General features: G+C 73.9%; 26 protein-coding genes and 1 tRNA gene. 3 read left to right on the top strand and 24 right to left on the bottom strand.

Annotated elements, in window-relative coordinates; all coding sequences use genetic code 11:
- Positions 1 to 2: 2 nt before the first annotated feature.
- The 21 genes from atpA to argS all read right to left on the bottom strand — a co-directional run bounded on the left by atpA (position 3) and on the right by argS (position 22,660).
- Positions 3 to 1,697, bottom strand: a complete 1,695-nt coding sequence (gene atpA / locus ACFPK1_RS29930; protein WP_378024593.1) for a F0F1 ATP synthase subunit alpha — start codon at positions 1,695 to 1,697, stop codon at positions 3 to 5.
- 43 nt (positions 1,698 to 1,740) lie between these two features.
- Positions 1,741 to 2,586: a F0F1 ATP synthase subunit delta gene (locus ACFPK1_RS29925; RefSeq protein WP_378024592.1), complete on the bottom strand. Its 846-nt coding sequence runs from the start codon at positions 2,584 to 2,586 to the stop codon at positions 1,741 to 1,743.
- Positions 2,583 to 3,176 carry a F0F1 ATP synthase subunit B gene (atpF, locus tag ACFPK1_RS29920; RefSeq protein WP_378024591.1) on the bottom strand — a complete coding sequence of 198 codons (594 nt, stop codon included), beginning with the start codon at positions 3,174 to 3,176 and terminating at the stop codon, positions 2,583 to 2,585. The genes ACFPK1_RS29925 and atpF overlap by 4 nt, the downstream gene beginning before the upstream one ends.
- A 40-nt stretch (positions 3,177 to 3,216) precedes the next feature.
- A complete protein-coding gene (atpE, locus tag ACFPK1_RS29915) occupies positions 3,217 to 3,423 on the bottom strand; it encodes an ATP synthase F0 subunit C (protein WP_116706531.1) in 207 nt (68 codons plus the stop codon).
- Between the two features lie 88 nt (positions 3,424 to 3,511).
- Positions 3,512 to 4,342, bottom strand: coding sequence for a F0F1 ATP synthase subunit A (atpB, locus tag ACFPK1_RS29910; protein WP_378024590.1), 831 nt, complete (start codon positions 4,340 to 4,342; stop codon positions 3,512 to 3,514).
- Positions 4,339 to 4,638 (bottom strand): AtpZ/AtpI family protein, encoded by a 300-nt coding sequence (locus ACFPK1_RS29905; RefSeq protein WP_378024589.1) that lies wholly within the window; start codon positions 4,636 to 4,638, stop codon positions 4,339 to 4,341. Before ACFPK1_RS29905 ends, atpB begins: the two co-directional genes overlap by 4 nt.
- Positions 4,639 to 4,725: 87 nt before the next feature.
- On the bottom strand, positions 4,726 to 5,247 hold the full coding sequence (locus ACFPK1_RS29900; protein WP_378024588.1) for a hypothetical protein: 522 nt from the start codon (positions 5,245 to 5,247) through the stop codon (positions 4,726 to 4,728).
- A 28-nt stretch (positions 5,248 to 5,275) separates the two neighbouring features.
- Positions 5,276 to 6,409 carry a glycosyltransferase family 4 protein gene (locus ACFPK1_RS29895; protein WP_378024642.1) on the bottom strand — a complete coding sequence of 378 codons (1,134 nt, stop codon included), beginning with the start codon at positions 6,407 to 6,409 and terminating at the stop codon, positions 5,276 to 5,278.
- Positions 6,410 to 6,508: 99 nt separating this feature from the next.
- Complete coding sequence (locus ACFPK1_RS29890) at positions 6,509 to 7,795, bottom strand: serine hydroxymethyltransferase (RefSeq protein ID WP_378024587.1); 1,287 nt, start codon at positions 7,793 to 7,795, stop codon at positions 6,509 to 6,511.
- 67 nt (positions 7,796 to 7,862) lie between these two features.
- Positions 7,863 to 8,507, bottom strand: a complete 645-nt coding sequence (locus ACFPK1_RS29885; RefSeq protein WP_378024586.1) for an L-threonylcarbamoyladenylate synthase — start codon at positions 8,505 to 8,507, stop codon at positions 7,863 to 7,865.
- A gap of 10 nt (positions 8,508 to 8,517) precedes the next feature.
- Positions 8,518 to 9,339 (bottom strand): peptide chain release factor N(5)-glutamine methyltransferase, encoded by an 822-nt coding sequence (gene prmC / locus ACFPK1_RS29880; RefSeq protein WP_378024641.1) that lies wholly within the window; start codon positions 9,337 to 9,339, stop codon positions 8,518 to 8,520.
- Positions 9,336 to 10,439: a peptide chain release factor 1 gene (gene prfA, locus ACFPK1_RS29875; protein ID WP_378024585.1), complete on the bottom strand. Its 1,104-nt coding sequence runs from the start codon at positions 10,437 to 10,439 to the stop codon at positions 9,336 to 9,338. Before prfA ends, prmC begins: the two co-directional genes overlap by 4 nt.
- Before the next feature lie 82 nt (positions 10,440 to 10,521).
- A complete protein-coding gene (gene rpmE, locus ACFPK1_RS29870) occupies positions 10,522 to 10,743 on the bottom strand; it encodes a 50S ribosomal protein L31 (RefSeq protein ID WP_337712024.1) in 222 nt (73 codons plus the stop codon).
- An 84-nt stretch (positions 10,744 to 10,827) separates the two neighbouring features.
- Positions 10,828 to 12,402, bottom strand: coding sequence for a phenylacetate--CoA ligase family protein (locus ACFPK1_RS29865; RefSeq protein WP_378024584.1), 1,575 nt, complete (start codon positions 12,400 to 12,402; stop codon positions 10,828 to 10,830).
- Entirely contained in the window at positions 12,399 to 13,457 is a 1,059-nt protein-coding gene (locus ACFPK1_RS29860; RefSeq protein WP_378024583.1) for a nitroreductase family protein, read from the bottom strand. Before ACFPK1_RS29860 ends, ACFPK1_RS29865 begins: the two co-directional genes overlap by 4 nt.
- Positions 13,458 to 13,582: 125 nt before the next feature.
- Positions 13,583 to 15,736, bottom strand: a complete 2,154-nt coding sequence (rho, locus tag ACFPK1_RS29855) for a transcription termination factor Rho (protein ID WP_417281745.1) — start codon at positions 15,734 to 15,736, stop codon at positions 13,583 to 13,585.
- Positions 15,737 to 16,145: 409 nt separating this feature from the next.
- The gene (gene thrB / locus ACFPK1_RS29850) at positions 16,146 to 17,066 is read right to left on the bottom strand and encodes a homoserine kinase (protein ID WP_378024581.1); all 921 of its coding nucleotides are present in this window, start codon (positions 17,064 to 17,066) and stop codon (positions 16,146 to 16,148) included.
- A gap of 14 nt (positions 17,067 to 17,080) precedes the next feature.
- On the bottom strand, positions 17,081 to 18,097 hold the full coding sequence (thrC, locus tag ACFPK1_RS29845) for a threonine synthase (protein WP_378024640.1): 1,017 nt from the start codon (positions 18,095 to 18,097) through the stop codon (positions 17,081 to 17,083).
- 80 nt (positions 18,098 to 18,177) lie between these two features.
- Positions 18,178 to 19,539, bottom strand: coding sequence for a homoserine dehydrogenase (locus ACFPK1_RS29840; protein WP_378024580.1), 1,362 nt, complete (start codon positions 19,537 to 19,539; stop codon positions 18,178 to 18,180).
- Positions 19,540 to 20,973: a diaminopimelate decarboxylase gene (lysA, locus tag ACFPK1_RS29835; RefSeq protein ID WP_378024579.1), complete on the bottom strand. Its 1,434-nt coding sequence runs from the start codon at positions 20,971 to 20,973 to the stop codon at positions 19,540 to 19,542. It lies immediately after the preceding gene.
- A 34-nt stretch (positions 20,974 to 21,007) separates the two neighbouring features.
- A complete protein-coding gene (argS, locus tag ACFPK1_RS29830) occupies positions 21,008 to 22,660 on the bottom strand; it encodes an arginine--tRNA ligase (RefSeq protein WP_378024578.1) in 1,653 nt (550 codons plus the stop codon).
- A 108-nt stretch (positions 22,661 to 22,768) separates the two neighbouring features.
- On the opposite strand from argS, the gene ACFPK1_RS29825 reads away from it, so the two are divergent.
- Both ACFPK1_RS29825 and ACFPK1_RS29820 read left to right on the top strand, forming a co-directional pair.
- Positions 22,769 to 23,668: a DUF3105 domain-containing protein gene (locus tag ACFPK1_RS29825; RefSeq protein WP_378024577.1), complete on the top strand. Its 900-nt coding sequence runs from the start codon at positions 22,769 to 22,771 to the stop codon at positions 23,666 to 23,668.
- Positions 23,669 to 23,694: 26 nt separating this feature from the next.
- On the top strand, positions 23,695 to 24,435 hold the full coding sequence (locus ACFPK1_RS29820; RefSeq protein ID WP_378024576.1) for a DUF305 domain-containing protein: 741 nt from the start codon (positions 23,695 to 23,697) through the stop codon (positions 24,433 to 24,435).
- A gap of 143 nt (positions 24,436 to 24,578) precedes the next feature.
- On the opposite strand, the gene ACFPK1_RS29815 is transcribed toward ACFPK1_RS29820, so the two are convergent.
- Entirely contained in the window at positions 24,579 to 25,577 is a 999-nt protein-coding gene (locus ACFPK1_RS29815) for an NAD(P)-binding domain-containing protein (RefSeq protein WP_378024575.1), read from the bottom strand.
- A gap of 51 nt (positions 25,578 to 25,628) precedes the next feature.
- Between ACFPK1_RS29815 and ACFPK1_RS29810 the strand changes: the two genes are divergently transcribed.
- Positions 25,629 to 25,703, top strand: a tRNA-Arg gene (locus ACFPK1_RS29810).
- Between the two features lie 288 nt (positions 25,704 to 25,991).
- Here the strand turns inward: ACFPK1_RS29810 and ACFPK1_RS29805 are convergent.
- Entirely contained in the window at positions 25,992 to 26,168 is a 177-nt protein-coding gene (locus tag ACFPK1_RS29805) for an RGCVC family protein (RefSeq protein ID WP_378024574.1), read from the bottom strand.
- Between the two features lie 85 nt (positions 26,169 to 26,253).
- The gene (locus tag ACFPK1_RS29800) at positions 26,254 to 26,451 is read right to left on the bottom strand and encodes a hypothetical protein (protein ID WP_378024573.1); all 198 of its coding nucleotides are present in this window, start codon (positions 26,449 to 26,451) and stop codon (positions 26,254 to 26,256) included.
- Positions 26,452 to 26,499: the final 48 nt, after the last annotated feature.

Genomic DNA, 26,499 nt, shown 5'->3' with positions numbered 1-26,499 from the left:
GCCTAGCTCCCCGAGCCCTGGGTGGTGGACGAGTTGGACGAGGCGTCGGTCTCCGAGTCGTCCGACGACTCGCTCGGGCCCTCGTCGGAGTCCGTCCCGGACTCGTTCTCGCCGAGGAGCTCGCCGCTGCCGCCGTCGTCGGCCACGCCCTCGCCCGACCCGGTGGAGAACTGCTCCTTGAAGTCGGAGACGGCCTTGGTCAGCCGCTCCTCGTTCTCGTCGGAGAGCTGCCCGGTGTCGCGGATCTCGGCGAGGATGCCGCCGTCGCGCCGGACGTGCTCGAGGAACTCGGTCTCGAAGCGGGCGACGTCCTCGACGGGCACCGAGTCGAGGTGACCACGGGTGCCGAGGAAGATGCTCACGACCTCCTCCTCGACCGGGTACGGCTCGCCCTGGCCCTGCTTGAGCAGCTCCATGAGGCGGGCGCCGCGGTCGAGCTGCGCCTGGCTGGTGGGGTCAAGGTCGGAGCCGAAGGCCGCGAACGACTCGAGCTCGCGGTACTGCGCCAGGTCGACGCGCAGGCGGCCGGCGACCGAGCGCATGGCCTTGACCTGCGCGGACCCACCGACGCGCGACACCGAGTTTCCGACGTTCAGCGCGGGCCGCTGGCCCTGGTTGAACAGGTCGGCCTCGAGGAAGCACTGGCCGTCGGTGATCGAGATGACGTTCGTCGGGATGTAGGCCGCGATGTCGCCGCCCTTGGTCTCGACGATCGGCAGGCCGGTCAGCGAGCCCGCGCCGAGGTCGTCGGAGAGCTTCGCGCAGCGCTCGAGCAGCCGCGAGTGCAGGTAGAAGACGTCGCCCGGGTAGGCCTCGCGGCCCGGCGGGCGGCGCAGCAGCAGCGAGATCGCGCGGTAGGCCTCGGCCTGCTTCGACAGGTCGTCGAAGACGATCAGGGTGTGCTTGCCCTGGTACATCCAGTGCTGCGCGATCGCGGAGCCGGCGTACGGGGCGATGTACTTGAAGCCCGCGGGGTCGGAGGCGGGCGCGGCGACGATGGTCGTGTACTCCATCGCGCCGGCGTCCTCGAGCGCCTGGCGGACACCGGCGATCGTGGTGCCCTTCTGGCCGACGGCGACGTAGACGCAGCGGACCTGCTGCTCGGGGTCGCCGGTCTCCCAGGCCTCGCGCTGGTTGATGATCGTGTCCGTGCAGACCGCGGTCTTGCCGGTCTTGCGGTCACCGATGATCAGCTGGCGCTGGCCGCGGCCGATCGGGGTCATGGCGTCGATGGCCTTGATCCCGGTCTGCAGCGGCTGCTTGACCTCCTTGCGCTGCACGACCGAGGCGGCCTGCAGCTCCATCTCGCGCTCACCCTCGGCCTCGATCTCGCCGAGGCCGTCGAGCGGCTGGCCGAGCGGGTCGACGACCCGGCCCATGAAGCCGTCGCCGACCGGCACCGAGAGCACGCGCCCGGTGCGCGTGACCTGCTGCCCCTCCTCGATGGTCTCGTACTCACCGAGGATGACGACGCCGATCTCGCGCTCCTCGAGGTTCTGGGCCAGGCCCAGCACGCCTCCGGGGAACTCGAGGAGCTCGTTCGTCATCGTCGAGGGCAGACCCTCGACGTACGCGATGCCGTCACCCGTCGAGGTGACGATGCCGACTTCCTGACGGGTCGAGTCCGCGGAGTACGAGGACACGTAGTCCTCGATCGCGCTACGGACCTCGTCGGAGGTGATGGTCAACTCGGCCATGGCTTCCGCTCTCGCTAGTCGTTAGGGGTCACGTGCTGGGGGCTCAGCCGAGCCGGCGGCTCAGTTCGTCGAGCCGGCCGGCCACGCTGCCGTCGATGACCTCGTCCCCCACCTGGATCACGAGACCACCGACCAGACCGGGGTCGACCTCGAGGTGCAGGGTGATGTCCCGACGGTAGATGCGCGTGAGGGCATCGGCCAGTCGTCGTTGCTGCTGGTCGGACAGGGCGATCGGGGAGCGCACGGTCGCGACCGACCGCTCCCGGCGCTCGGCCGCGAGCTCGGCGAGGCGCTCGAGGCCCTGGGCGATGCCGCGGCCCACGGGGTGGGCCACGAGCTGGGCGGCGAGCTTGCGGGTGGTGGGCTCGGCCTTGTCGGCGAGCAGCGTGTCGAGCACCTGCTGCTTGCCCTCGGCGTCCGCCGCGGGGTCGCCGAGCAGGCGCTCGAGGTCGGGCTGCGCGGCGACGATGCGCCCGAGACGGAACAGCTCGTCCTCGACGGCGTCGAGACGGCCGTCCCGCTCGGCCGAGGCGAGCAGGGCCTCGCGGGCGACGATGCGCAGGCCGGAGACCAGGTCGTCGGGACGCGACCACGCCGACGACACCGCGGTGCGCACGACGTCGGCGGTCGCCGAGGTGACCTGCCGGCCCACCAGGCGGTCCGCCAGGCCCTCACGGTCCTCGGCGGGGCGCGACGAGTCGGCGAGCGTGCGCCGCAGCACCGCCTCGCGCCGCAGCAGGTCCGCGACGGCGTCGAGCTGCTCGGCGACCGTGCCGAGGTCGCCCGCCGACGCCTGGGCCGTGGACTCGTCGAAGCGGCGACGGGTGGCGTCGAGCGCGTCACGGCTCGCGGCGTGGAAGTCGGCCAGGAGACCGCTGGTAGCGCTCACGTCTGCGCTCCGTTCCCGCTGATGACGGACCTGTCGGGGTCGTCCGACGACCCGCCCATGGCCTCGAGCTCGTCGAGGAAGCGGTCGACGCTCTGACCCTTGCTCGCGTCGTCGGACAGCGCCGAGGTCACGATGCGCCGGGACAGCTCGACGGACTCGCGCCCGGTCTGGGCGCGCAGCTCCGCGATCGCACGGGACCGCGAGGCCTCCAGGGACTGCTGCCCCTGGGCGCGGACGCGCTCGGCCTCGTCCTGGGCCCTGGCGTCCATGTCCTGGCCGATGCGCTCCGCGTCGGCCCGGGCGTCGTCCCGGATACGCGCGGTCTCGTCGTCGACCCCGGCCAGCCGCTCCCGGCTGCGCGCGAGCTCCGCCTTGGCGTCGGCCTCCATGGCCTCGGCCTTGGCGATCCCGCCCTCGATCTGCTTCTTCGTGTCCTCGTGCGAGGTCACGACGTTCGGCCACGCGAACTTGCCGATCACGTAGACGAGCAGCGAGAAGGCGATCAGGCCGACGATGATCTCCGCGACGTGCGGGAACGCGGCGTACGGCTCGCCCGCCGGCTGCTCGGCGAGCACCTCGATGGCACTCATGTGTTCACCTCCCGCCCCTCCGGCGACCGGTCAGGGGGAATCAGATGGCGAACGCGAGCACCAGACCGATGATGGCCAGCGCCTCGGAGAGCGCGAAGCCGATGAACGCGATGGTCTGCAGCTGGCCACGGGCCTCGGGCTGGCGGGCCACGCCGTTGATGAACGCCGCGAAGACGATGCCGACGCCGATACCGGGGCCGACGGCGGAGAGGCCGTAGCCGACCATGTTGAGGCTGCCCTGAACCATGAGGGGTTCCTTTCCGGTGTTCGTTCTCTGATCGGGGGAAGGACGGCGCCGGTGGTTGCGGCGACCCGGTGGTCGTGCGTCGTGCTCGCTAGTGCTCGTCGGCCAGCGACGCACCGATGTACGACGCCGTGAGGACGGTGAAGATGTAGGCCTGCACCACCTGGATGAAGGCCTCGAAGAACGTCATGACGATCGCGAAGAGGAACGCGAACGGCGACAGGACGTTGAGGACGAGGTCGTCCGCGACGGTGAGCATGTACTCGCCGCCGAAGATGAAGACCAGCAGCAGCAGGTGGCCGGCGAGCATGTTGCCGAACAACCGCAGCGAGAGCGTGACCGGCCGCAGGATGAAGTTCGAGAGGAACTCGATCGGGGTCAGGATCACCCGGACCCAGCCCGGCACGCCGGGGGGCCACGTCATGAGCCGGACGTAGCCGCCGAAGCCCTGCTTCTTGATGCCGACGTAGTTGTAGATCAGCCATGTGATGGCCGCGAGCGCGTACGCCATGCCCGGGTGCGAGAACGACGGGAACTGCACGAACGGCAGGATCCCGAAGACGTTGTTCACCAGGATGAACGCGAACAGCGCGACCAGGTAGGGCACGTACTTGCGGAACTCGGGGCCGATGTTGTCGCGCGCGATCTGGTCGCGCACGATGCCCTGGAACTTCTCCGCGAGGAACTGCAGGCGCCCCGGCACGACCTTCGGGTCCTTCGTCGCCAGCGCGAAGAAGGCCCACACGAAGAGCGCGGCCACGATGAACTGGATCGAGACCTTGTCGACCCACTCGAGGACGGGGATGCCCTCGAAGATCGGGGGGAGGTTGAAGTCCTCGACACCGGGCGCCTTGAAGCCCTCGGCCGGCGTGCCGGGCGGGACCGGCGGCGCCGGCACCTGCGTCACCAACGACGAGATCACCCGTGCTGCTCCTTCCGGTCCTCCGGGCCGGCGGGTTCACCGGGTCGAGGGGGGTCGGGGGGGACGTAAAGGTATCGGATGTAGATCAACGCGATGGATGCAGCCCCGCCGGCCAGCAGGCCGACGAGGAGGAACCAGCGCGTCGAGAGCAGGGCGTCGAGTACCCATCCCAGCCCTCCGAACACCAGGATTCCGGTGATCAGGTGGGAAAGGACCGTCCATGCCTCGGACGGGGAGTGGTCGGACCCCTGCGGAGGGGTGCGTCCCGCATCTCCGCGGAGGCTGTCCTGCGCCATCGAGGCGCACCATATCAGCACGTTCGTCGCAGTCCACTACGGGCCGTCGGAGGCTCTACCCCAGGTCGGAGCCCTCTGGGACGCACATCACACCGCGATCGTGGGCCCCGGCTTCCGGGCGTACGCGATGACCTCGCCGACGATGAAGGCGATGGCCGTCGGGCCCAGGGCGAGCGCGGCGATGCGGGTGTCGACGACCTCGAGCGCCTGCAGCACCAGGAAGATGACCAGCAGCAGGCCGAGCTTGCCCATCATGCTCACCAGCGCCGCGGCCATGACGACCATCGGGTCGGCGGCCGCCGTCCAGCGCATCACCAGCGGCCCGAGCGCGCAGACGGCGATGACGACGACCGCGCCCACGATCGCCGCCACGACCCCGGTGACGCCGGCGAGCAGGCCCGCCACCACCGCGGCCAGCACCGCGACGACCACCGCGGGCCACAGGCCGCCGCGCAGCATCGCTGAGCTGGCCTCGAGCACCTGCGCGGTCGTGGCGGGGGTCGCGTGCGGGGTCGCCGAGGACGGGGTCGGCGGCGTCTGCGGGGTCGGAGGCGTCTGCGGGGTCGGAGGCGTCTGCGGGGTCGGGTCGGGCGACTCGGGGCTGGTCATCGGGGTCTTTCCTCTCGGGGAGCGCCGGTCAGGCGCGGGCGCGCAGGCGCGGGACGGCGGAGGCCAGGACGGCGACGAGCACGCCCGCGGTGACCATCCAGATCACGAGGAACGCGTTGTCGACCAGCGCGAGGGCCACGGCCCCGAACGACAGCACGCCCGCCCACAGGTAGATCAGGAGCACGGCGCGGCGCTGGGAGTGGCCGATCTCGAGCAGCCGGTGGTGCAGGTGCATCTTGTCCGGCGCGAAGGGGCTGGTGCCCGCGCGGGTCCGGCGGACGACGGCGAGCAGCAGGTCGAGCAGCGGCACGAACACCACCGCGGCGACCACGATCAGGGGCGTGACCAGCGCGAGCGCACCGGTGGCGCCGGTGGTCGAGTAGTTGGTGCGCCCGGAGGCCGTGGTGGTGGCCGCGGCGAGCGTGAGGCCGATGAACATCGAGCCCGAGTCGCCCATGAACAGGCGCGCGGGCTGGAAGTTGTGGGGCAGGAACCCCGCGAGGGCCCCGGCCAGGACCGCGGCGATGAGCGCGGGCGGGTAGGCGTTGACGTCGCCGTTCTGCTGGCCGAGCAGGCCGAGGGCGAACGCGCACGTGGCGGTGGCCGCGATCGTCCCGATGCCCGCGGCGAGCCCGTCGAGCCCGTCGACGAAGTTCATCGCGTTGATGAGCAGGACGCACAGGAACACCGTGATGAGCACGCCCTGGTCCTGGCCGAGCAGCAGCACCGAGCCGGTGCTCCCGCCGGTGCCGCCCCACGGCAGGTAGATCGCGGTCCACTGCACGCCCATGAGCACCAGCACGCCCGCCGCGGTGGCCTGGCCGGCGAGCTTGGTCAGCGCGTCGAGGCCGAAGCGGTCGTCGAGCACCCCGACCAGCACGATGACGCCGCCGGCGACGAGCACGGCGAGCGTCTCGTTGGAGTAGTCGAAGGCGCGGCGCAGCACCGGCAGCTGCGAGGCCACGAACACGCCCCCGACGACGCCGAGGTAGATGCCGACGCCGCCGAGGCGCGGGATCGGGATGGTGTGCACGTCGCGCCCGCGGGGCACCGCGATCGCGCCGATGCGCAGCGCGAAACGGCGCACCAGGCCGGTCAGCAGGTAGGTGACGACCGCGGCGGACAACCCGACCAGGAGGTACTCCCGGATCGGTAGCCCCATCGGGGCGAAGTCCGCTGACGGGCCCACGGAACCCGAGGGTAGCCCCGGGCCCGTGCGCGGACCGTCAGTGCACCCGTGTCGCGGCCGGTCGGTCGCGGTCTAGCGCGCGTACGCCGGGAAGCGTGACACCAGGGTGCCGACCTCCTCGCGCACCTCGGCCAGGGTCTTCGTGCCGACGTCGGTGGTCTCGTCGGCGGTGATCGCCGACGCGATGAGGCGGGCGACGTCACCCATCTCGGCCTCGGTCATGCCCTGCGTGGTGATCGACGGCGAGCCGACACGGATGCCCGACGCGGTCATCGGCGGCTGCGGGTCGTACGGGATGGCGTTCTTGTTGAGCGTGATCCCGGCGAGCCCGCTGCGGGCCTCGGCCTCCTTGCCGGTGACCCCGAGCGGCTGCAGGTCGAGCAGCGCGAGGTGTGTGTCGGTGCCCCCGGAGATGGCGCGCATCCCCTGGGTCTCGAGCGCGGAGGTGAGCGCCTGCGCGTTGGCGATGACCTGCCGCGCGTAGCGCTGGTAGTCCGCGGTGGCGGCCTCGGCGAGCGCGACGGCCTTGCCGGCCACCGCGTGCATCAGCGGACCGCCCTGGAGGAACGGGAACACGGCCTTGTCCAGCGCCTTCGCGTGCTCGGCCTTCGAGACGAGCATGCCGCCGCGCGGCCCGCGCAGGACCTTGTGCGTCGTGAACGTGACGACGTCGGCGTAGGGCACCGGGCTGGGGATCGCCTGGCCGGCGACGAGGCCGATGAAGTGGGCGGCGTCGACCCAGAGGATCGCGCCGGCCTCGTCGGCGATGGCGCGGAACTTCTCGAAGTCGATGAGGCGCGGGTAGGCGGTGGCCCCCGCGACGATCATCTTCGGGCGGTGCTCGAGCGCCAGGTCGCGCACCTGGTCGTAGTCGATGAGCCCGTCGTCCTCGCGCACGGTGTAGGGCACCGGCTCGAACCACTTGCCCGAGAAGCTGACCTTCGCGCCGTGGGTGAGGTGCCCGCCGTGGGGCAGGCTCATCGCCAGCACCTTGTCGCCCGGCCGGCAGAACGCCGCGTACACCGCCAGGTTGGCGTTGGCGCCCGAGTGCGGCTGCAGGTTGGCGTGCTCGGCGCCGAAGAGCTTCTTGGCGCGGTCGATGCCGATCAGCTCGGCCTGGTCGACGACCTCGCAGCCGCCGTAGTAGCGGCGCCCCGGGTAGCCCTCGGCGTACTTGTTCGACAGCGTCGACCCGAGCGCGGCCAGCACCGCCGGGCTGGTGAGGTTCTCGCTCGCGATGAGCTGGAGCCCGCCGCGCAGCCGGGTGAGCTCGTCGTCGACGACCTGGGCGATCTCGGGGTCGACGGCCTTCAGCGCGTCGTAGTCCGGGCCCCAGAAGTGCTGCGAGTCGGCTGCCATGTCCCCGCACGTTACCGGCCCTTCACCGGCGCGGGCTGCCCCCGTGGTAGCTAGCTCACAGCCCTGCTCACAGGGTCACCGGGACGCCGACCACCCGCGACACGTCCTCGGCGCTGACCGCGCCCTCGCGGCGCAGGCGGGGCGTCTCGCCGGTGAGGTCGACGATCGTCGAGCCCACGCCGGACGCGCAGACCCCGCCGTCGAGGTAGACCTCGACCGCGTCGCCGAGCTGGTCGCGCGCCTCCTGCGCGGTGGTCGCCGGCGGCTGCCCGGAGACGTTCGCGCTGCTCTGCGCCAGGGGCCCGACCTCGCGCAGCAGCTCGAGGGCCACCGGGTGCAGCGGCATCCGCAGCATCACGGTGCCGCGCGTGGTGCCGAGGTCCCAGGCCAGGCTCGGCGCGTGCGGCAGGACGATCGAGAGCCCGCCGGGCCAGAACGCCTCGACGAGGTCGCGCGCGACCGGGGGCACCGAGCCGACCAGCCCGTCGATCGTCGACCAGCTGCCGACGAGGACCCCCAGCGGCATGTCCGGCCCGCGGTGCTTGGCGGCCAGCAGGTCGGCCACCGCGCGGGCGTCGAACGCGTCCGCGACGATGCCGTAGAGCGTGTCGGTGGGGGTGACGACGAGCCGGCCCGCCCGCACCGCGGCCGCCGCGGCGGCCAGCCCCGTGGGTCGTGTCGCCGGGTCCTCGCAGTCGTACACCGTGGCCACGGGTCCGAGCCTAGGCCCGGTGCCCGACGGCCACGCGGGGGCGTCCCGTGAGGTCGGGCAGCGTCGTGACCTCGGCGAACCCGGCCGCGGTGAGCACGTCGCGCACGGCGGCGGGGTGCGAGTCGTCGTGCTCGACGCCCACCGCTCCCCCGGGCCGCAGCAGCCGGTGGGCCAACGTCGCGACGGGCCGGACGACCGCGAGCCCGTCGGCGCCGGCGAACACCGCGCCGTGCGGGTCGGCGTCGACCTCGGGCGGGACGGCCAGGCCCTCGGGGACGTAGGGCGGGTTGCAGACGACGACGTCGACGGTGCCGGCGAGGTCGGCGAGCACGCCGGGCGCGGTCACGTCGGCCTCGTGCAGGACGACGCGCGAGCCGGCGAGGTTGCGCCGGGTCCAGGCCAGCGCGGCGGGGTCGACCTCGACGGCGTGCACGGCGGCGCCCGGGCGCTCGTGGGCGATCGCCAGGGCGAGCGCGCCGGTGCCGGTGCACAGGTCGACGACTCTCGAGCCGGGCTGCCCGAGCGCCCACTCCAGGAGCACCTCGGTCTCCGGGCGCGGCACGAACACCCCGGGCCCGACGGCCACCTCGACCGGTCCGAGGACCGCGGTGCCCAGCAGGTGCTGCAGGGGCTCGCGCGCGGCGCGCCGGGCGACCAGGTCGTCGAGGGCACCGCGGGCGGCCTCGTCGGCGGGGGGATCGGCGAGCAGGAGGCGGCCCCGCGGGATCCCGAGGACGTGGGCGGCGAGCTGCTCGGCGTCCGCGCGGGGCGAGGCGACGCCGGCGGCGGCGAGCCGGGCGGTCACCCGGGCGAGCAGGTCGCGCACGGTCAGGAGGTGCTCGCCTCGTCCGCGGCCTTCGCCATGCGCTCGGAGCGGTCGGCCGCGCGCAGCGCGTCGAGCACCCCGTCGAGGTCGCCGTCGAGCACCCGGTCGAGGTCGTGGGACTTGTACCCGATGCGGTGGTCGGAGATCCGGTTCTCCGGGTAGTTGTAGGTGCGCACGCGCTCGGAGCGGTCGACGGTGCGGACCTGGCTGCGGCGGTCGGCCGAGGCCTGCGCCTGCTCGGCCTCGTCGGCCATCGCCTGCAGGCGGCTGCGCAGCACCTCGAGGGCGCGCGCCTTGTTCTGCAGCTGCGAGCGCTCGTTCTGGCAGCTCACGACCACCCCGGTCGGCAGGTGCGTGATCCGCACCGCGGAGTCGGTGGTGTTGACGCCCTGCCCGCCCTTGCCCGACGAGCGGAAGACGTCGACGCGCAGGTCCTTCTCGTCGATCTCGATGGCCGAGGCGGCCTCCGCCTCGGGGTACACGAGCACCCCGGCCGCCGAGGTGTGGATCCGGCCCTGCGACTCGGTGACGGGCACGCGCTGCACGCGGTGCACCCCGCCCTCGTACTTGAACCAGGACCAGACGCCGTCGGGGTCGCTGCCGGGCGCGGTCACCGTCACGGTGACGTCCTTGTAGCCGCCGAGGTCGGACTCGGTGGCCGAGAGGACCTCGACCTTCCAGCCGCGGCGCTCGGCGTAGCGGGAGTACATGCGCAGCAGGTCGCCGGCGAACAGCGCCGACTCCTCGCCGCCCTCCCCCGACTTGACCTCCACGACCACGTCGTTCGCGTCGGCGGGGTCGCGCGGCACGAGCTGCTCGGCCAGGCGCGCCCGCAGCGTCTCGACGCGGGACTCGAGCTCGGTGGCCTCCGCGGCGAACGCCGGGTCCTCCCGGGCGAGCTCGCGGGCGTCGGCGAGGTCGGCCTCGGCGGCGGACAGGTCGCCGACCGTGGCCACCACCGGCGAGATGGCCGCGTACCGCCGCCCCAGCGACCGGGCCAGCGCGGCGTCGGCGTGCACGTCGGGGTCCGCCAGGCGCGCCTCGAGGCCCGCGTGCTCCTCGAGCAGCGCGGTGACGCCGGGCGAGGACGTCATCCCCTGGGTCATGCCCCGACCTCCCTCCGAACGGTCCTGTCACGCAGAACGCCCGCCACCCCGCGCGGACGCGGGGCGACGGGCGTCGCGGGAGCTACTTCTTGTTCGGGGTGCGCTTGCCGTAGCGCGCCTCGAAGCGGGCGACGCGGCCACCGGTGTCCATGATCCGCTGCTTGCCCGTGTAGAACGGGTGGCAGGCGGAGCAGATCTCGACGGTGATGTTGCCGCCCGGCTTGGTGCTGCGGGTGGTGAACGAGTTGCCGCAGCCGCACAGCACCTGGGTCTCGTGGTAATCGGGGTGGATGCCGCTCTTCACGGATCGGGGTCCTCTCGCGTCGTGGTCGCCGGGTCCCCGTCGTGCGCGTGGGGTGAACCGGAACCGGATGTGCGGGCCATTCTCTCAGGACCGCCCGCTGTGCTGGACAACCACCTCGGGGGTCGGGATGTTCCCGTCCCGCGGGGCCACCACCTGCTCGTCGAGGCCCGCCGCCTCCGCCGCCGCGGTGTCGAGGATCCACAGGTACTCGTTCTTGAGCCGGGCCCCGTCGCCCGCGAAGACGCCGGTGCGGAAGGGGTAGACGCCGACCGTGGGCTCGGTGCCCGGCGAGCTCGTCCGGATCGCGTGGTCGAGGTCGCGGTTGGCCCGGCGCATCGCCGCGAGGAGCCGGTGGCCCGCCGCGGCGGGGTCGGCGAGGGTGTGCCCCTCGGCGAGCTGCAGGGCCAGGTGCAGGCGGCGGTCGCCGGCACGGTCCTCGTACGACACCACCCGGTGGTTCTCGACGGCCGCCACGAGCTCGGGGTCGCCGGCGACGGCGTCGCGCACCCCGTCGGGCGGGACGACGGCGCCGTTGTGGTCGACCGAAGAGTCGCTGCGGCCGTACTGCAGCAGCAGGGGCAGGTCGAGCACGCGCTCGTCGAGCACGTCGGTCAGCCCGAACCGGCGCAGCACGGGCAGCACGTCGCGCATCCGCAGCACGTGCCCGCGGTCGTGGATGTTGTAGCGGATGCGGGGATCGACGTTCTGCGGGCGCGTGATGGTGACGACCAGCTCGCCCGCCGCGTTCTCCTCGACGAGGTAGGCGTACGGGTTGAACTGGAAGATGTTGGGCAGCACGCCGTACTCGTCCTGCCTGGTCAGCGCGCTCGCGAGCGCCGGGTCCGCGGCGATCGCCCGGCGCAGCGCGATGGTGAACTCGGTCTCCACGGCGATCGAGATCTCGAGGTCGCTGGCCCCGTACGCCCCGACGACCTTGCGCGCCCGGCGCAGGATGTGGTCGCGCATGCCCTCGCTGATCCCCTCGCCCCCGAAGGCGCAGACCACGTCGTAGGCGGCCCAGTCGAGCCGGTCGTCGGCGAGCAGACCCTTGAGGAACGGCGGGTAGCTGGTGATCACATAGGTGTAGCCGGTGCCGAACTCCCGCATCGTGTTGATGATCTTGTCGCGGTCGGGCCCGCACGACTTGATCGTCGAGACCCGGGTCAGCGCCGCGGTGACGTTCATGCCGGTGGCCCACGCCCCGAGCGAGAACGCGTTGATGACGAAGACCGGCCGGTCGGGGGTGGTGTGGCGCAGGAAGCCGACGCGCAGCACCTCGCGCGACGCCCGCCGCTCCACGGGCCCGCGCACCCAGCTCGTCGGGGTGCCCGTCGAGCCCGAGGACTCGTCGACGACGACCCCGCGGCGCGGCAGGCGCCCGCCGACGCAGCGCTCCGGGATCGGGTACCGGGTGATGTAGGAGCCCTTGTCCGTCTCCGGCAGGGCGTCGAAGGCCGCGCCCGCCGCACCCTGCTCGGTCAGGAACCGGCGGTAGGCGGGAACGCGACGCGCGGCGCGGGCGGCGGTGCGCGCGGCGCGGCGGCGGCCCAGCCACCAGCGCAGCCGCTCGAAGCCGGGGGCCAGCAGCAGGGCGTGGGTCCGCGGGGAGCGCCCGAGCAGGTCGACCAGGAGCTCCTGGAGCCACCACAGGATCCTCACGACGCCACCGCCGTGGTCTCCCGGTCCAGCAGCATCGCGTCGAGGCTGCGCCGCCACGCCCGCGGCGGTGGCTTCCCGGTGCCGTAGCGGAAGAGCATCCACGCCATCCGGCCCTCGGCTTCCTCGATGCCGGTCCGCGCGACGAACGCGGCGTGCGAGCGCGGGTTGGTGATCACCGTGCCGAAGGGGTGCAGGTCGACGCCGTGGCGGGTGAAGGCCAGCCAGACGCGCAGGAAGCAGCGGCCGGCCTCGACATGGTCGCGGGGGCCGTCGAACGGGCCGGTGAGCCAGCCCAGCTCGCGCACCCCGCGCATGGTGCGCAGGTACACGCGGCGGAAGAGGCCCCCGACGACGGGCAGGTCCCACAGCCATCGGTGGCGCATCGCGATCCGCAGCAGCGGGCCGGGGATCAGCATGGTCTCGGCCGAGAGCCCGTCGCGCGTGGCGGCCGCCTGCCGCGTCGACGTGCGGATCCAGCTGAGGATCTCGGCGTGCACGGCGTCGTCGCGCAGGTCGTCGAACAGGGTCTCCTGGTTGATCCGGACGAGGTCGTCGACGAGGTCCTGCTCGCCGGTGCGGCCGAACTCCTGGCCCATGCCGGCGGCGATCGCCCCGACCTCGGCGGTGACCCGGGGGTCGACGGGGCGGCGGTCGTAGGGGCGCCGGGAGGTCCGGCGCCGGCGGAACGCCGCCATCTGCTCGCGCGCCGCGTCGGTGACCGGTGTGGGCGCCAGCTCGACGGTGCCCAGGAGGTGATGGCGCTGCGGGGAGGAGAAGTCCATCTCGGCGAGGCGCAGGTCCTCGCGGACGGCCCAGCCGTGCGCCGCGGCCACCGTCGCGAGGGACTCGAGGAACACCCCGGCGCACACGTGCGCGAACGGGATCCCGAAGTTCTCGGCGGGCAGGCCGCGGTCGAGGTCGTAGAACAGCTCCGCGCGGCGATCGTCGAGCACGCGCGCGGCGATCGGCTGGGAGTTGTGCGGCGAGGGGTAGCGGCGCGCCTCGTCGAGGATCGCCGACCAGGGTCCGGGGAGGGCGCCGGGCTGGGCTGTCATGCACCACAGCCTCGGGCGCCACCCCGCCCCCGGTCTCCGGGGGAACTACTCAACCCGCGTCGGAGCGAACGCGCTGTTCGCTGCTTCTATGCGTACGAGCAGCGCGTTCGCTCCATCATCGGGTACTAGTCGTCGTCCTTGCCGGGCGTCGTCTTGGCCACCTGCATGAGGAACTCGATGTTCGTCCGGCTCTTGCGGAGCCGGTCGAGGACGAGCTCGATGGCCTGCTGGGAGTCCAGCGCGGCCAGCACGCGGCGCAGGCGGTGGGTCACCGCCATCTCGTCCGGCGAGAGCAGCAGCTCCTCCTTGCGCGTGCCCGACGGGTCGGGGTCGATCGCGGGGAAGATGCGCTTGTCGGCGAGCTTGCGGTCGAGCTTGAGCTCGGCGTTGCCGGTGCCCTTGAACTCCTCGAAGATCACCGTGTCCATCGTCGACCCGGTCTCGACCAGGGCCGTCGCGAAGATGGTGAGCGAGCCACCGTCCTCGATGTTGCGCGCCGCGCCGAGGAAGCGCTTCGGCGGGTAGAGGGCGGTGGAGTCGACGCCTCCGGACAGGATGCGCCCGGAGGCCGGGGCCGCGAGGTTGTAGGCGCGGCCGAGGCGGGTGATCGAGTCGAGCAGGACCACCACGTCGTGACCCATCTCGACCAGGCGCTTCGCCCGCTCGATGGCCAGCTCCGAGAGCGAGGTGTGGTCCGACGGCGGCCGGTCGAAGGTCGAGGCGATGACCTCGCCCTTCACCGAGCGCTGCATGTCGGTGACCTCCTCCGGCCGCTCGTCGACGAGCACGACCATGAGGTGGACCTCGGGGTTGTTCGTGGTGATCGCGTTGGCGATCGCCTGCAGCACCATCGTCTTGCCGGCCTTCGGCGGCGAGACGATCAGCGCGCGCTGGCCCTTGCCGACGGGCATGACCAGGTCGATGACGCGCGTGGTCAGCAGGTGCGACTCGGTCTCGAGACGCAGCCGCTCGTTGGGGTAGAGCGGCGTGAGCTTGGTGAACTCCGGCCGCCGCTTCGCCGCCTCCGGGTCGAGCCCGTTGATCGAGTCGATGCGGACGAGCGGGTTGAACTTCTGGCGGTTCTGCTCGCCCTCGCGCTGCTGGCGCACCTGGCCGGTGACGGCGTCACCGCGACGCAGGCCGTGCTTGCGCACCAGCGACATCGACACGTAGACGTCGTTCGGCCCCGACGCGTAGCCCGACGTGCGGACGAACGCGTAGTTGTCGAGCACGTCGAGGATGCCGGCGACCGGGATGAGGACGTCGTCGTCGCGGACCTCCGGCTCGCCGCCGCCCTGGCCGCGCTCGTTGCGCTCGCCGCGGTCGTTGCGGTTGCGCCGACGGTCGCGGAAGCGCCGGCCGCGCCGGCGGCCACCGCCCTCCTCGTCGTCGTCGTCATCGTCGCCGCGCTGGTTGGTCTGCTGCTGGCCGCCACCCTGCTGCTGGCCGCCCTGCTGCTGGCCGCCCTGCTGCTGGCCGCCCTGGCCACCACCCTGCCGCTGGCCGCCGCCCTGCTGGCCGCCCTGACCGTTCTGGTCGGGCCGGCCGCCCTGCTGGCGGTCACGGTCACGGTCACGGTCACGCTCGCGCTGGCGGCGGGACTGACCCTGCCCCTGCTGGCCGCCGTCGCCGTCGCCGTCGGGCGTCGTGTCGGTGCGCTCGGTGGTGGGCGTGCTGTCGGTGGGCGTCTCGGTCGCTGTCGCCTCGGCGTCCGCGGCGGCGGCACCGTCGGGCGACTCCACGCCCGGGCCGGCCTCGCGACGCGAGCCGCGGCGGCCGCGCCGCGACGAGGTCGGGGCCTCGGCGGGCGTCTCGGCGGGGGCGTCGTCGCCGGCGGGCGCCTCGGTCGCCGCCGCGGCCGCGGTCTCGGCGCCGGGGACGGCGTCGGTCGCGGCAGTCACGGCGCCCGCCTCGGAGGCGGGGCCGCTGCCGTTGGCCGCGGCGGCCGGCTCGCCGGCCTCGGGGGCCGACGACGCGTCGCCCGCCGCGGGCGGCGGGCCCGACGCGGAGGTGGCGCGGCGGCGACCGCCACGGCGGCGGGACGGCGCGCCGTCACCGGCGCCGGCGTCGGTCGCGGCCTCGCTCGGCGCCTCGGCGGACGCCTCGGCCGGGGCCTCGCTCGGCGCCGCGGCGGGCGCGGCGTCGTCGCCGAGCGGGAGCTGGTCGCCCCCGCCGGACTGCCGCTTCTTGATCTCGGCGATGAGGTCGTTGCGCCGCATCCCCGTGGTGTCGGAGACGCCGAGCGAGGTCGCGAGGTCGCGCAGCTCGGCGAGCACCATGCCGGAGACACCTCCCCGCCGACGCCGCTCGGGCGCGGGAGTCGCAGCGCCGTCGGCGCCGTCGGTGGAGATGACGTCGGTTTCGGTCACGCAGGTCCTTCCTGACCGGCCCGGGGACCACCCGTGCCAGCGGACGTGTCCGCCCCGCACACGGCGAGGCTGCTCGCGGGGCCGCTCCGGCCCGGCGGACCGACGGGTGTCGATCTCGGGTGGGATGGCCCGCGGAATTCTCTTGCAGCGATCATGAGTGTCCGTCCGCCGGGAGAACCCGACGGCTGGGGAAGAGGGTTGGCCCCGGAGAGCGGGACCTGGGCGCCGACGCGCCACACGCGTGGTCGCTGTGGCCCTCAATGTAGACCCCGGTCCTGCCACCGGCAACAACCACCCCCCGCGTGCCGCAACGGGGATTTCAGAGCGGTCGGACGACCTCGGCGCGGGCGCCCTCGGTGTCGACGGCCAGCGGGCGCACGGTGAAGCCGGTGGTGTCGAGATCGTCGGGCAGGCGGCCGTCGAGCGTCAGCGCGAGCACCGTCGGCCCGGCCCCCGAGACGACCGCGGCGACGCCGGCGCCGCGCAGCTGGTCGACAGCGGCGGCGGTCTCCGGGTAGGCGGGCCGCCGGTAGGGCTGGTGCAGGCGGTCCTCGGTGGCCGCCAGCAGCAGCTCGGGCTCGCTGGTCAGCGCGTGCACGATCAGCGCCGCCCGCGCCGCGGTGAAGGCCGCGTCGGCGTGCGGGACGCGGTCGGGCAGCAGGCCGCGGGTGGCCTCGGTGGAGCTGGACCGCTCGGCGATCAGCGCCACCGGGCGCAGCGCCGGGTGCGGCGTGAGGTGCGCGGCGTGCCACGCCCCCTCGTGCCCCCAGCTGACGACGAGCCCGCCGTACAGGCACGCGGCGACGTTGTCGGCGTGGCCGTCGAACCCGGCCGCGAGGTCCAGGACGGTGGCGTCGTCCACCGGAGACGTCGAGGACAACAACCCGCGGGCGGCGACGATTCCCGCCACGGCGGCGGCCGCCGACGATCCGAGCCCCCGGCTGTGCGGGATGACGTTGCGGCACCGCAGGCGCAGCGACACCCGCGGGACCCCCGCCCGGTCGAACGTCGCGTGCGCGGCGCGCAGCACCAGGTGGCGCCCGTCGCGGGGCACCCGCGCCGCGCCCTCCCCCTCGACGTCGACGACGCACCGGTCGCCGTCGCCGACCGAGAGCTCGACCTCGTCCCACATGCCCAGCGCGAGGCCGAGCGTGTCGAACCCGGGTCCGAGGTTGGCCGACGTGGCGGGCACGCGGACCCGCACCACCGTGCCCGCCGGAGGGGCGGCGTCGCGCGCCACCTCCGCCCCGGCGCTCAGCGCAGGCCCAGGGCGTCGGCGACGGCGTCGACCTGCGGCGGCAGCACGACGGGGTCGGGCGCGTCGGCGAGCGCGGTCGCCGGGTCCTTGAGGCCGTGCCCGGTGACCGTGCAGACCACGAGCTGACCGGTGTCGAGACGCCCGGCGCGGGCCTTCGCCAGCAGCCCGGCCACCGACGCCGCCGACGCGGGCTCCACGAACACGCCCTCGCGGGCGGCGAGCAGCCGGTAGGCCTCGACGATGGCGTCGTCGTCGACCGCGGTGATCTCGCCGGCGGACTCGTCGCGGGCCGCGATGGCGCCGTCCCACGAGGCGGGCGAGCCGATGCGGATGGCCGTGGCCAGCGTCTCGGGATCGGCGACGGGGGCGCCGTGCACGAGCGGGGCGGCGCCCGCGGCCTGCACCCCGAGCATGCGCGGGGTGCCCGCGACGACGCCGTCGCCGGCGTACTCGGTGTAGCCGCGCCAGTAGGCGGTGATGTTGCCGGCGTTCCCCACGGGCAGCGCGTGGACGTCGGGCGCGCGCCCGAGCTGGTCACAGATCTCGAACGACGCCGTCTTCTGGCCCTCGATGCGCGCCGGGTTCACCGAGTTGACCAGCGCGATCGGATACTGCTCGGCGGCGCGGCGGGCGAGCTCGAGGCAGGCATCGAAGTTGCCCTCGAGCTGCAGGATGCGGGCGCCGTGCACCGTCGCCTGGGCCAGCTTGCCGAGCGCGATCTTGCCCTGGGGCACGAGCACGGCGCAGGTCATGCCCGCGCGCGTGGCGTACGCGGCGGCCGAGGCCGAGGTGTTGCCCGTCGACGCGCAGATCACGGCCTGCGCGCCGCCGGCGAGGGCCTCGGTCATCGCCACGGTCATGCCGCGGTCCTTGAACGAGCCCGTCGGGTTCGCGCCCTCGATCTTGAGGTGGACCTCGCAGCCGGTGAGCTCCGAGAGGTGCGGGGCCGGCAGCAGGGGCGTGCCGCCCTCGCGCAGGGTCACGACCTGCCAGCCGGGCTGCACCCGGGGCATGCGGTGACGGTAGGCCTCGATGATGCCGGGCCACTCGACGCGGGCGCCCAGCGCCTGCGCGGGCACGGCCGGCACAGCGGTCACGATCCACCCCCCAGCTCGGTCACCGGACGGCCCAGCCCCTCGACCCGCAGCACCCCGGCGACACCCTGGACGGCGTCGAGCCCGGTGAGCGCCTCGACGGTGGCCGCGAGCGCGGCGTCGGAGGCGGAGTGCGTCACGATCACCAGTGTGGCGTCCTTCGGGCCCGGCGCGCCATCGTCCGCGTCACGCCCGGCCGCACCGTTCCCGTGGCCGCGGCCCTCCTGGCGCACGGTCGCGATCGAGACCCCGTGCTCGGCGAACACCCCCGCGACCTGCGCGAGCACGCCCGCGCGGTCGATGACGTCGAGCGCGACGTGGTAGCGGGTGTGCGTGTCGCCCATCGCCAGCACCGGCAGGGCGGCGTGCGCGGTGTCGCGCGGCCCCCGCCCCCCGATGACGCGGTTGCGCGACGCCGCGACGAGGTCGCCGAGCACGGCGCTCGCGGTCTGCGGGCCGCCCGCGCCCTGCCCGTAGAACATCAGCTGCCCGGCCGCGGCGGCCTCGATGAACACCGCGTTGTAGGCGCCCGACACCGAGGCCAGCGGGTGCGAGCGCGGGATCATCGCCGGGTGCACGCGGGCGCTCACGCTGCCGTTCGTCTGCTCGCAGATGGCCAGCAGCTTCACCGTGCAGCCCAGGGCCTTCGCGGCGGCGATGTCGGCGGCGGTGACGTCGCGGATGCCCTCGCGGTACACGTCGTCGGCGGTCACGCGGGTGTGGAAGGCGAGGCTCGCGAGGATGGCGGCCTTGGACGCGGCGTCGTAACCGTCGACGTCGGCGGTGGGGTCGGCCTCGGCGTAGCCCAGCCGGCCGGCCTCCTCGAGCGCCTCGGTGTAGTTCGCGCCCGACGACGCCATCGCCGAGAGGATGAAGTTCGTGGTGCCGTTGACGATGCCGGCGACGCGCACGATGCGGTCGCCCGCGAGCGACTGCTGGATGGGGCGCAGCAGCGGGATCGCGCCGGCGACCGAGGCCTCGTAGTAGAGGTCGGCGCCCGACTCGTCCGCGGCCGCCGCGAGCGCCGCGCCGTCCTCGGCCAGCAGCGCCTTGTTCGCCGACACCACCGACTTGCCGGCCTTGAGCGCGGTGAGCAGCAGCCCGCGCACGGGCTCGATGCCGCCGACCAGCTCGACCACGACGTCGACCTCGTCGCGGCTGACGAGCTCGGCCGCGTCGGTGGTCAGGAGGTCGGCGGGGACGTCGGGGTGACGCTGCGGGCGGCGCACGGCCACCCCGACCAGGCGCAGCGGCGCGCCGACGCGCGCGGCCAGCTCGTCGGCCTGCTCGGTGAGCAGCCGCACCACCTGCGAGCCGACGACCCCGCAGCCCAGGAGTGCGATGTTGATCGAGCCGGTCACCTACGACACCTCCAGTCGCGCCAGGTCGTCGAGGGTCTCGCGGCGCAGCAGCGTCCGCGACGTGCCGTCCGCCACGGCGACGACCGCCGGCCGCGGCACCTTGTTGTACGCGCTGGCCATCGCGTAGCAGTACGCCCCCGTCGCGGCGACCGCCACGAGGTCGCCGGGCGCGAGGTCCGCGGGCAGCCAGCAGTCGCGGACGACGACGTCGCCGGACTCGCAGTGCTTGCCCACGACCCGCGAGCGCACCGGCGGCGCCGGGGCGGCCGAGCGCGACACGACCCGGCAGTCGTAGTGGGCGTCGTAGAGCGCGGTGCGGATGTTGTCGCTCATCCCGCCGTCGACGCTGACGTAGCGGCGCCGGGCGCCCCCGCCGAGCTCGACGTCCTTGACCGTGCCGACCTCGTAGAGCGTCACCGTGCCCGGCCCGACGATCGCGCGGCCCGGCTCGACGGCGATCCGCGGCGGCGTGAGCCCGACCCGCGCGGACTCCCGCTCGACGATCGCACGCAGCTCCCCGGCCATCCACGCGGGCGAGCGCGGCTGGTCGGCGACGGTGTAGGCGATGCCCATGCCGCCGCCGAGGTCGACGGTGCCCAGGGCGTCGGCGACCTCGGGGTGGTCGGCGCCGTGCTCGTCGCGCAGCTCGGCGAGCAGCCCGATGACCCGCCGCGCGGCCAGCTCGAAGCCGTCGGCGTCGAAGATCTGTGAGCCGATGTGGCTGTGCAGCCCGACGAGGTGCAGCCCCGGCGACTTGAGCACTCGGCGCACGGCCTCGGCGGCGTCGCCCGCGGCCAGCGAGAACCCGAACTTCTGGTCCTCGTGGGCGGTGGCGATGAACTCGTGGGTGTGCGCCTCGACCCCGACGGTCACGCGCACCATCACCTGGGCGCGCAGGCCGCGCTCGCGGGCGAGCTCGTCGAGCCGGGCGATCTCCACGTAGGAGTCGAGGACGATCGCCCCGACGCCGGCGTCGAGCGCGGCGGCGAGCTCGTGGCGGCTCTTGTTGTTGCCGTGCACCGTGATCCGCTCGGGCGGGAAGCCGCCGCGCAGCGCGGTGCGCAGCTCCCCCTCGGTGCACACGTCGAGGCCCAGGCCCTCGTCGGCGACCCAGCGCGCGATCTCCGCGGTCAGGAACGCCTTCGCGGCGTAGTGGACGAGCGACGGGTCGCCGTAGGCCGCGGCGTGCTCGGCGCACCGCGCGCGGAAGTCGGCCTCGTCGACGACGAACAGCGGCGTGCCGTGGTCGCGGGCCAGCGTGGTGACGTCGACGCCGGCGAGGCGCACGACACCGTCCGCACCGCGGGCGGCGTGGCGGGGCCACACCGCGGCGGGCAGCACGTCGAGCGCGGCGGCGTCCGGCGGGCCGGCGCCGTCCTCGGGCTGCGGGAGGACGTCGGCGTGGCGGGGCCCGGCGGGATGGGCGCGGGTCATCAGCGGATCCAGCTCTGCTCGTGGGACGGGTGGGTCACATGCGCTCGGGCGCGGTGACGCCGAGCAGGGCCAGGCCGTTGGCCAGCACCTGGCGCGCCGCGGAGCACAGCGCCAGGCGCGCGGTGTGGATTCCCGCGGGCTCCTCGTCGCCCTGGGGCAGGACGCGGCAGGTGTCGTAGAAGCGGTGGTAGGCGCCGGCCAGCTCCTCGAGGTAGCGCGCCACCCGGTGCGGCTCGCGCAGGGACGCGGCCGAGGAGAGCACGCGCGGGAACTCGCCGAGCGTGCGGATGAGGTCGCCCTCGCGCGGGTGCTCGAGCAGCCCGAGGTCCGGGTCGGCGGCCGAGACGCCGAGGTCGGCGGCGTTGCGGGCCAGCGACGCGAGCCGGGCGTGGGCGTACTGCACGTAGAAGACCGGGTTCTCGTTGGTGCGGCTGGAGATCAGGTCGAGGTCGATCTCGAGCACCTGGTCGACCGAGCTGCGCGCCAGCGTGTAGCGCGCGGCGTCCACGCCGACGGCGTCGACGAGGTCCTCCAGCGTGATGATCGTGCCGGCGCGCTTGGACATCTTCACCGGCTCGCCGTCGCGCACCAGGTTGACCAGCTGCCCGATGAGCACCTCGACGCGCGCCGGGTCGTCGCCGAACGCCGCCGCGACGGCCTTGAGGCGGTGGATGTAGCCGTGGTGGTCCGCACCGAGCATGTAGATCGCGAGGTCGGCGCCCCTGGCCCGCTTGTCGCGGTAGTAGGCGATGTCGCCCGCGATGTAGGCGGGGCGCCCGTCGGACTTGATGACGACGCGGTCCTTGTCGTCGCCCTGGGCGGTGGAGCGCATCCACCACGCGCCCTCGGCGAAGTAGAGGGCGTCGTCGTCCTTGAGGTCCTGCACGGCCTGCTCGACCGCGCCGGAGCTGTGCAGCGCGAGCTCGGAGGACCACACGTCGAAGTGGGTGCCGAACGACTCGAGGCTCGCCCGCATCTCGTCGAGCATGACCTGCACACCGAGGCGCTTGAACGCCGCGAGCTCCTCGTCCGCGGGCTGGTCGAGCACGCCGGGCTCGATGTCGACGACCTTCTGCGCGACCTCGGCGACGTACGCCCCGCCGTAGCCGTTCTCGGGCACCGGGCGGCCCTCGGCGGCGGCGATGAGCGACTCGGCGAACCGGTCGATCTGCGCGCCGGCGTCGTTGACGTAGTACTCGCGGGTGACCGCGGCGCCCTGGGAGGCGAGCACGCGGCCCAGCGCGTCGCCGACCGCGGCCCAGCGCGTGCCGCCCAGGTGGATCGGGCCCGTGGGGTTGGCCGAGACGAACTCGAGGTTGATCGCCTGGCCGGTGAGCGCGTCGGTGTGGCCGTAGCCCTCGCCCGCGGCGAGGACGTCGGCGACGATGCCGCCCTGGGCGTCGGCGGCCAGCCGCAGGTTGAGGAAGCCCGGTCCCGCGACCTCCGCGGCCGCGATCCCGTCGGACTGCTCGAGGCGCTTGGCCAGCCAGCCGGCGAGGTCGGCCGGGGGCACCCCCGCCTTCTTGGCCGAGCGCAGCGCGAGGTTGGTGGCGTAGTCGCCGTGCTCCGGGTTGCGCGGACGCTCCACCGTGACCGTCTCGGGCAGCACCGCGGTGTCGAGGCCGCGCTCGGTGAGCACGTCCACGGCGACGGCGCGCAGGAGGTCGGCCAGGGCTGCGGGGGTCACCCCGTGGATTCTAGGGACCGCTGCCTGCGGGTCCTCGTCCCGGAGTCACCGGACGGACGATCACGGGGGGTCACCGGGGCGTGACGGCCCCTCCGTAAACTCGCGGGCATGGCGAGTGGTGGGTCCGGCCGCAGATCCGGGTCGAGCTCCGGGTCGAGCACCGGGCGGTCGTCCTCCGGCTCCGGGCCGGCGCGCGGGAAGAGCGGCGGCCAGCGGGGCAACGGGCAGCGCGGGGGTCAGCGCGGCAACGGCCAGCGCCCGAACGCGAAGCGCGGGCCCAACCCGGTCACCCGCGGCAAGCGCCCCGCCGTCGCCACGCGGCGCCAGGTGCCGTGGCTGCTGATCGGCGCGATCGCGGTCATCGTCGTGCTCGCCGTCGGTGTCATCGGCTTCGCGCTCTCCCGCGAGAGCGAGGTCAGCGCCTGGCGCCCCAGCGACGACAACCGCGACCCCTCGCTCGCGATCCCGGGCATCGTCACCGGGCAGTACGCCGGCCAGCAGCACGTCAACGCCCAGCAGCGCGTCGCCTACGACCGCTCGCCCCCGTTCGGCGGCCCGCACGACGCCTACTGGGCGGCGTGCAACGGCGTCGTCTACCCGACCCCGGTGCGCAGCGAGAACATGGTCCACTCTCTCGAGCACGGCGCGGTGTGGATCGCCTACAACCCCGACCAGATCTCGGGGCCCGCGGTGCAGACGCTCGCGGCCAGGGTGCAGGGCCAGGACTACACGATGATGTCGCCCTACCCGGGCCTCGACCAGCCGATCTCGCTGCAGTCGTGGGGCCACGAGCTCAAGCTCGCCGACCCGAACGACCCGCGGATCGACCAGTTCATCTCCTCGCTGCGCCAGAACCAGTACACCTACCCCGAGGTCGGGGCGAGCTGCGACGCGCTCGGGCCGGGCTACTTCGACCCGGACAACCCGCCGCCCTTCGACGCCTCTCCCCCGCCGCCGGACGCGGTGACGATGGACGGGCGCGGGGCCCAGGCCGGGAACGGCGGCTGATCGTGGCGGCCGGCACGGAGACCGAGGTGGACCGGACCGACCCGCCCCCGCCCGTCGACGACGACGGCTCCGGGGACGGCGGCGGACCGGGCGGCTGGTGGTCGGCGAGCCCGCCGTGGGCGAAGGCGGTCGTGGCCGGGGGCCTGGCGCTGCTGCTCGTGCTCGTCGGCGTCATCGGCGGCATCGCGCTCGGGCGCTCGACGGCGACGACGTACGGGCCCGCCGAGGGCTCGATCGACGTCGGCTTCCTGCAGGACATGGTCGTGCACCACGGCCAGGCCGTCGAGATGGCCGTGTGGGCGCGGAACAACACCGCCGACCCGCAGATCCGCCAGATCGCCTTCGACATCGAGTCGACGCAGACCTCGCAGGTCGGGCGCATGGAGGGCTGGCTGACCCTGTGGGGCCAGCCGCTCCGGCCCCCCGGCGGGCAGTACATGGGCTGGATGGGCATGCCGACCGCGGCCATGCCGGGCATGGCCTCGCCGGACGACCTCGCGCGGATGCGGGCGTCGACCGGGCGCGACCTCGACGTCGCGTTCCTGCAGCTCATGCTGCGCCACCACCAGGGCGGCCTGTCGATGATGCAGGCGGCGGCCGCGCAGGCCTCGGTGCCGGCGGTGCGCGCGCTCGCCGAGAGCATGGTCGCGTCCCAGACCGCCGAGTCGGCGACGATGACGCAGATGCTCGCCGAGCGCGGCGCGGCGCCCCTCCCCGCCCCCGCCGACCCCCACGCCGGCATGCCGCACGGCATGCACGGCGGCTGACCGACGCACGGGGTGTTGTCAGCGTGGGGGCCACGCTGACGTCAGACGTCAGGAAATCCGCCCGCTCGATCCTCGGCGGTCATGATCGCGGTCTCGGTGACGATCCCGGTCGGATCCGACGCCGATCGTCACCGAGACGGCGATCAGTCCCCCAGGCGCGCCCGCACCTGTGCCTCGGCCGCCGCGATCGGGCTCGCGGCGACCTCGCGGTGCAGCGCCTCGAGCCGCTCCCCCGCCTCCGGCCGGCTCCACTCCCGCGCGAACTCCCCGGACAGGATGTCGTCGTGCATCACGCGGGCGAAGCGCGACGCGAGCTCGCCCTGCTCGTCGAGCGCCGTCAGCGACCGCAGCTGCCCGTACTGCGACGTCCGCGAGTGCAGCCCCAGCTGGCCGAACAGGCCGTCGCGGGCGACGTGCGCGAACACCTCGGCGGGCTCGGCGGACAGGTAGAGCTCGTTGAGCACGGCCTCCTCGCTGAACCCCGCCTCGATCGCGACGCGGTGTGCGGTGCGCACGACGTCGAGGATCGCCGGCCACACCGCCTGCTCGCTGAACAGGTCGAGCGCCGCCTCCTCCCGCGCGCTGGAGACGATCGCTCCGCCGAGCGTGCCCCCGATCGCCCGCGCCACCGCCAGCGTCGTCTCCCACGCCCGCCCCGTGGCGTCGCGCTCCACCGAGACGAAGCAGGGGAAGCCGTGCCGGTCGACGTAGCGGTCGCGCACCGCCGCGCCGATCATCCGCGGGGCCACCATGACGACGTCGACGCCGTCGGGCACGTCGAGCAGCCCGAAGTGCCAGTTGTAGCCGCTGGCGACGACCAGGGTGTCGCCCGCGCGCAGCCCGGGCGCGACCTCGCTGCGCACGAGGTCGGGCTGCACCTCGTCGGGCACCAGCAGCAGGGCGATGTCCGCCGCCTCCGCCGCGGCGGCGATGGAGCGCAGGTCGAAGCCCTCCTCGCTCGCCGCCGTCGCGTACTCGTCGTCCCGGTTGCCGACGACCGGCGTGTGCCCCGAGTCGCGCAGGTTGGCTGCCTGGGCCGCGCCCTGGTTGCCGAACCCGATCACCGCGAGGGTGCGCCCGGCGAGGGCGGCGAGGTCCGCGGCGTCGATACTGTGGTCCTGGTGGATCTCTGCGTGGGCCATCACCCGAGCGTCGGGGCTGCGTCGCCCGTGCGCTAGGCTCGTGACCGGTTCGCCCCCGTAGCTCAGGGGATAGAGCACCGCCCTCCGGAGGCGGGAGCGCAGGTTCGAATCCTGCCGGGGGCACCATGTGGTGTCTCAGGACATCCGCATAGCCCCGAACCCTCGCGGGTTCGGGGTTTCGTGCGTTCTGGGTCGGGTTGGTTGGTAGTCGCGGGTGGGGTCGAGGACGAGCTTGCGGACCAGTTCGCCGGTGGTGGCGACCGACCGGCGCCCACGGCGACGGCAGGTCCACCGACACGACCCGCGCCCCTTCGCGACGCTCGAAGAACGGCTCCCGAGCGTCGGGTGATCACACCTGACCGCGCGTCCTCACCACCTCGGACGCGTCGGTGCCGTTGAAGCGCTCGAGGGCGGTCAGCTGCCCGGGGGCGTGAGCGCCGGGCAGATGCACGTCCGGGACCAGCGCACGTCGCAGGTGGCGGTGCAGAAGCGTCGCCCGAGTGCGTCGTGGGCCGACCAGGCATGCGGGCAGACGGTGCACGACGGGTCCGCTCCGTGCTCGGTGACGCTCGTGGCCTCGGTGGAGCTCATGGTCGTCCTTCGTCGTGCTGTCGGCTGTGGTGGATCGCGAGGGGTCGGCAACGCCAGGGCAGACTGCGGGCCGGGTCCGGCTCCCCTACCAGAGCTCGTCGCGGGGGCTGGTCGACACCGCAGCGAGCGCTGCAGCATGGAGCGAGATACCGGCGTGCGCGGCGCGGTCTCCCAGCGCGTGGAAGCCCTGAGCACTGGTCAGTCCGTGCGCGTCGGCGATCATCCGCGCGGCTCGCTCGACGTCGCGCTCGTCCTGCCGCGCATGCGGGCTCTTCCGGGCCATGTCTGTCCTCTCTGGCGCCCCGAGCGCAAGGGGCGGCGGGCCGGCTGG

This window comes from Actinomycetospora rhizophila, assembly GCF_042657905.1.
GTDB lineage: Bacteria > Actinomycetota > Actinomycetes > Mycobacteriales > Pseudonocardiaceae > Actinomycetospora > Actinomycetospora rhizophila.
The sequence above is the reverse complement of the archived record's forward strand: the minus strand, read 5'-3'. Positions and strand labels throughout refer to the sequence as shown.

Coding starts and splice junctions, on each gene's coding strand:
- atpA (WP_378024593.1), bottom strand. CDS start 1,697: ATGGCCGAGTTGACCATCACCTCCGACGAGGTCCGTAGCGCGATCGAG.
- atpF (WP_378024591.1), bottom strand. CDS start 3,176: ATGAGTGCCATCGAGGTGCTCGCCGAGCAGCCGGCGGGCGAGCCGTAC.
- atpE (WP_116706531.1), bottom strand. CDS start 3,423: ATGGTTCAGGGCAGCCTCAACATGGTCGGCTACGGCCTCTCCGCCGTC.
- ACFPK1_RS29905 (WP_378024589.1), bottom strand. CDS start 4,638: ATGGCGCAGGACAGCCTCCGCGGAGATGCGGGACGCACCCCTCCGCAG.
- ACFPK1_RS29900 (WP_378024588.1), bottom strand. CDS start 5,247: ATGACCAGCCCCGAGTCGCCCGACCCGACCCCGCAGACGCCTCCGACC.
- ACFPK1_RS29895 (WP_378024642.1), bottom strand. CDS start 6,409: ATGGGGCTACCGATCCGGGAGTACCTCCTGGTCGGGTTGTCCGCCGCG.
- ACFPK1_RS29890 (WP_378024587.1), bottom strand. CDS start 7,795: ATGGCAGCCGACTCGCAGCACTTCTGGGGCCCGGACTACGACGCGCTG.
- prfA (WP_378024585.1), bottom strand. CDS start 10,439: ATGACCCAGGGGATGACGTCCTCGCCCGGCGTCACCGCGCTGCTCGAG.
- ACFPK1_RS29860 (WP_378024583.1), bottom strand. CDS start 13,457: ATGACAGCCCAGCCCGGCGCCCTCCCCGGACCCTGGTCGGCGATCCTC.
- rho (WP_417281745.1), bottom strand. CDS start 15,736: ATGGTGCTCGCCGAGCTGCGCGACCTCGCGACCTCGCTCGGCGTCTCC.
- thrC (WP_378024640.1), bottom strand. CDS start 18,097: ATGCCCCGGGTGCAGCCCGGCTGGCAGGTCGTGACCCTGCGCGAGGGC.
- lysA (WP_378024579.1), bottom strand. CDS start 20,973: ATGACCCGCGCCCATCCCGCCGGGCCCCGCCACGCCGACGTCCTCCCG.
- ACFPK1_RS29825 (WP_378024577.1), top strand. CDS start 22,769: ATGGCGAGTGGTGGGTCCGGCCGCAGATCCGGGTCGAGCTCCGGGTCG.
- ACFPK1_RS29815 (WP_378024575.1), bottom strand. CDS start 25,577: ATGGCCCACGCAGAGATCCACCAGGACCACAGTATCGACGCCGCGGAC.
- ACFPK1_RS29805 (WP_378024574.1), bottom strand. CDS start 26,168: ATGAGCTCCACCGAGGCCACGAGCGTCACCGAGCACGGAGCGGACCCG.
- ACFPK1_RS29800 (WP_378024573.1), bottom strand. CDS start 26,451: ATGGCCCGGAAGAGCCCGCATGCGCGGCAGGACGAGCGCGACGTCGAG.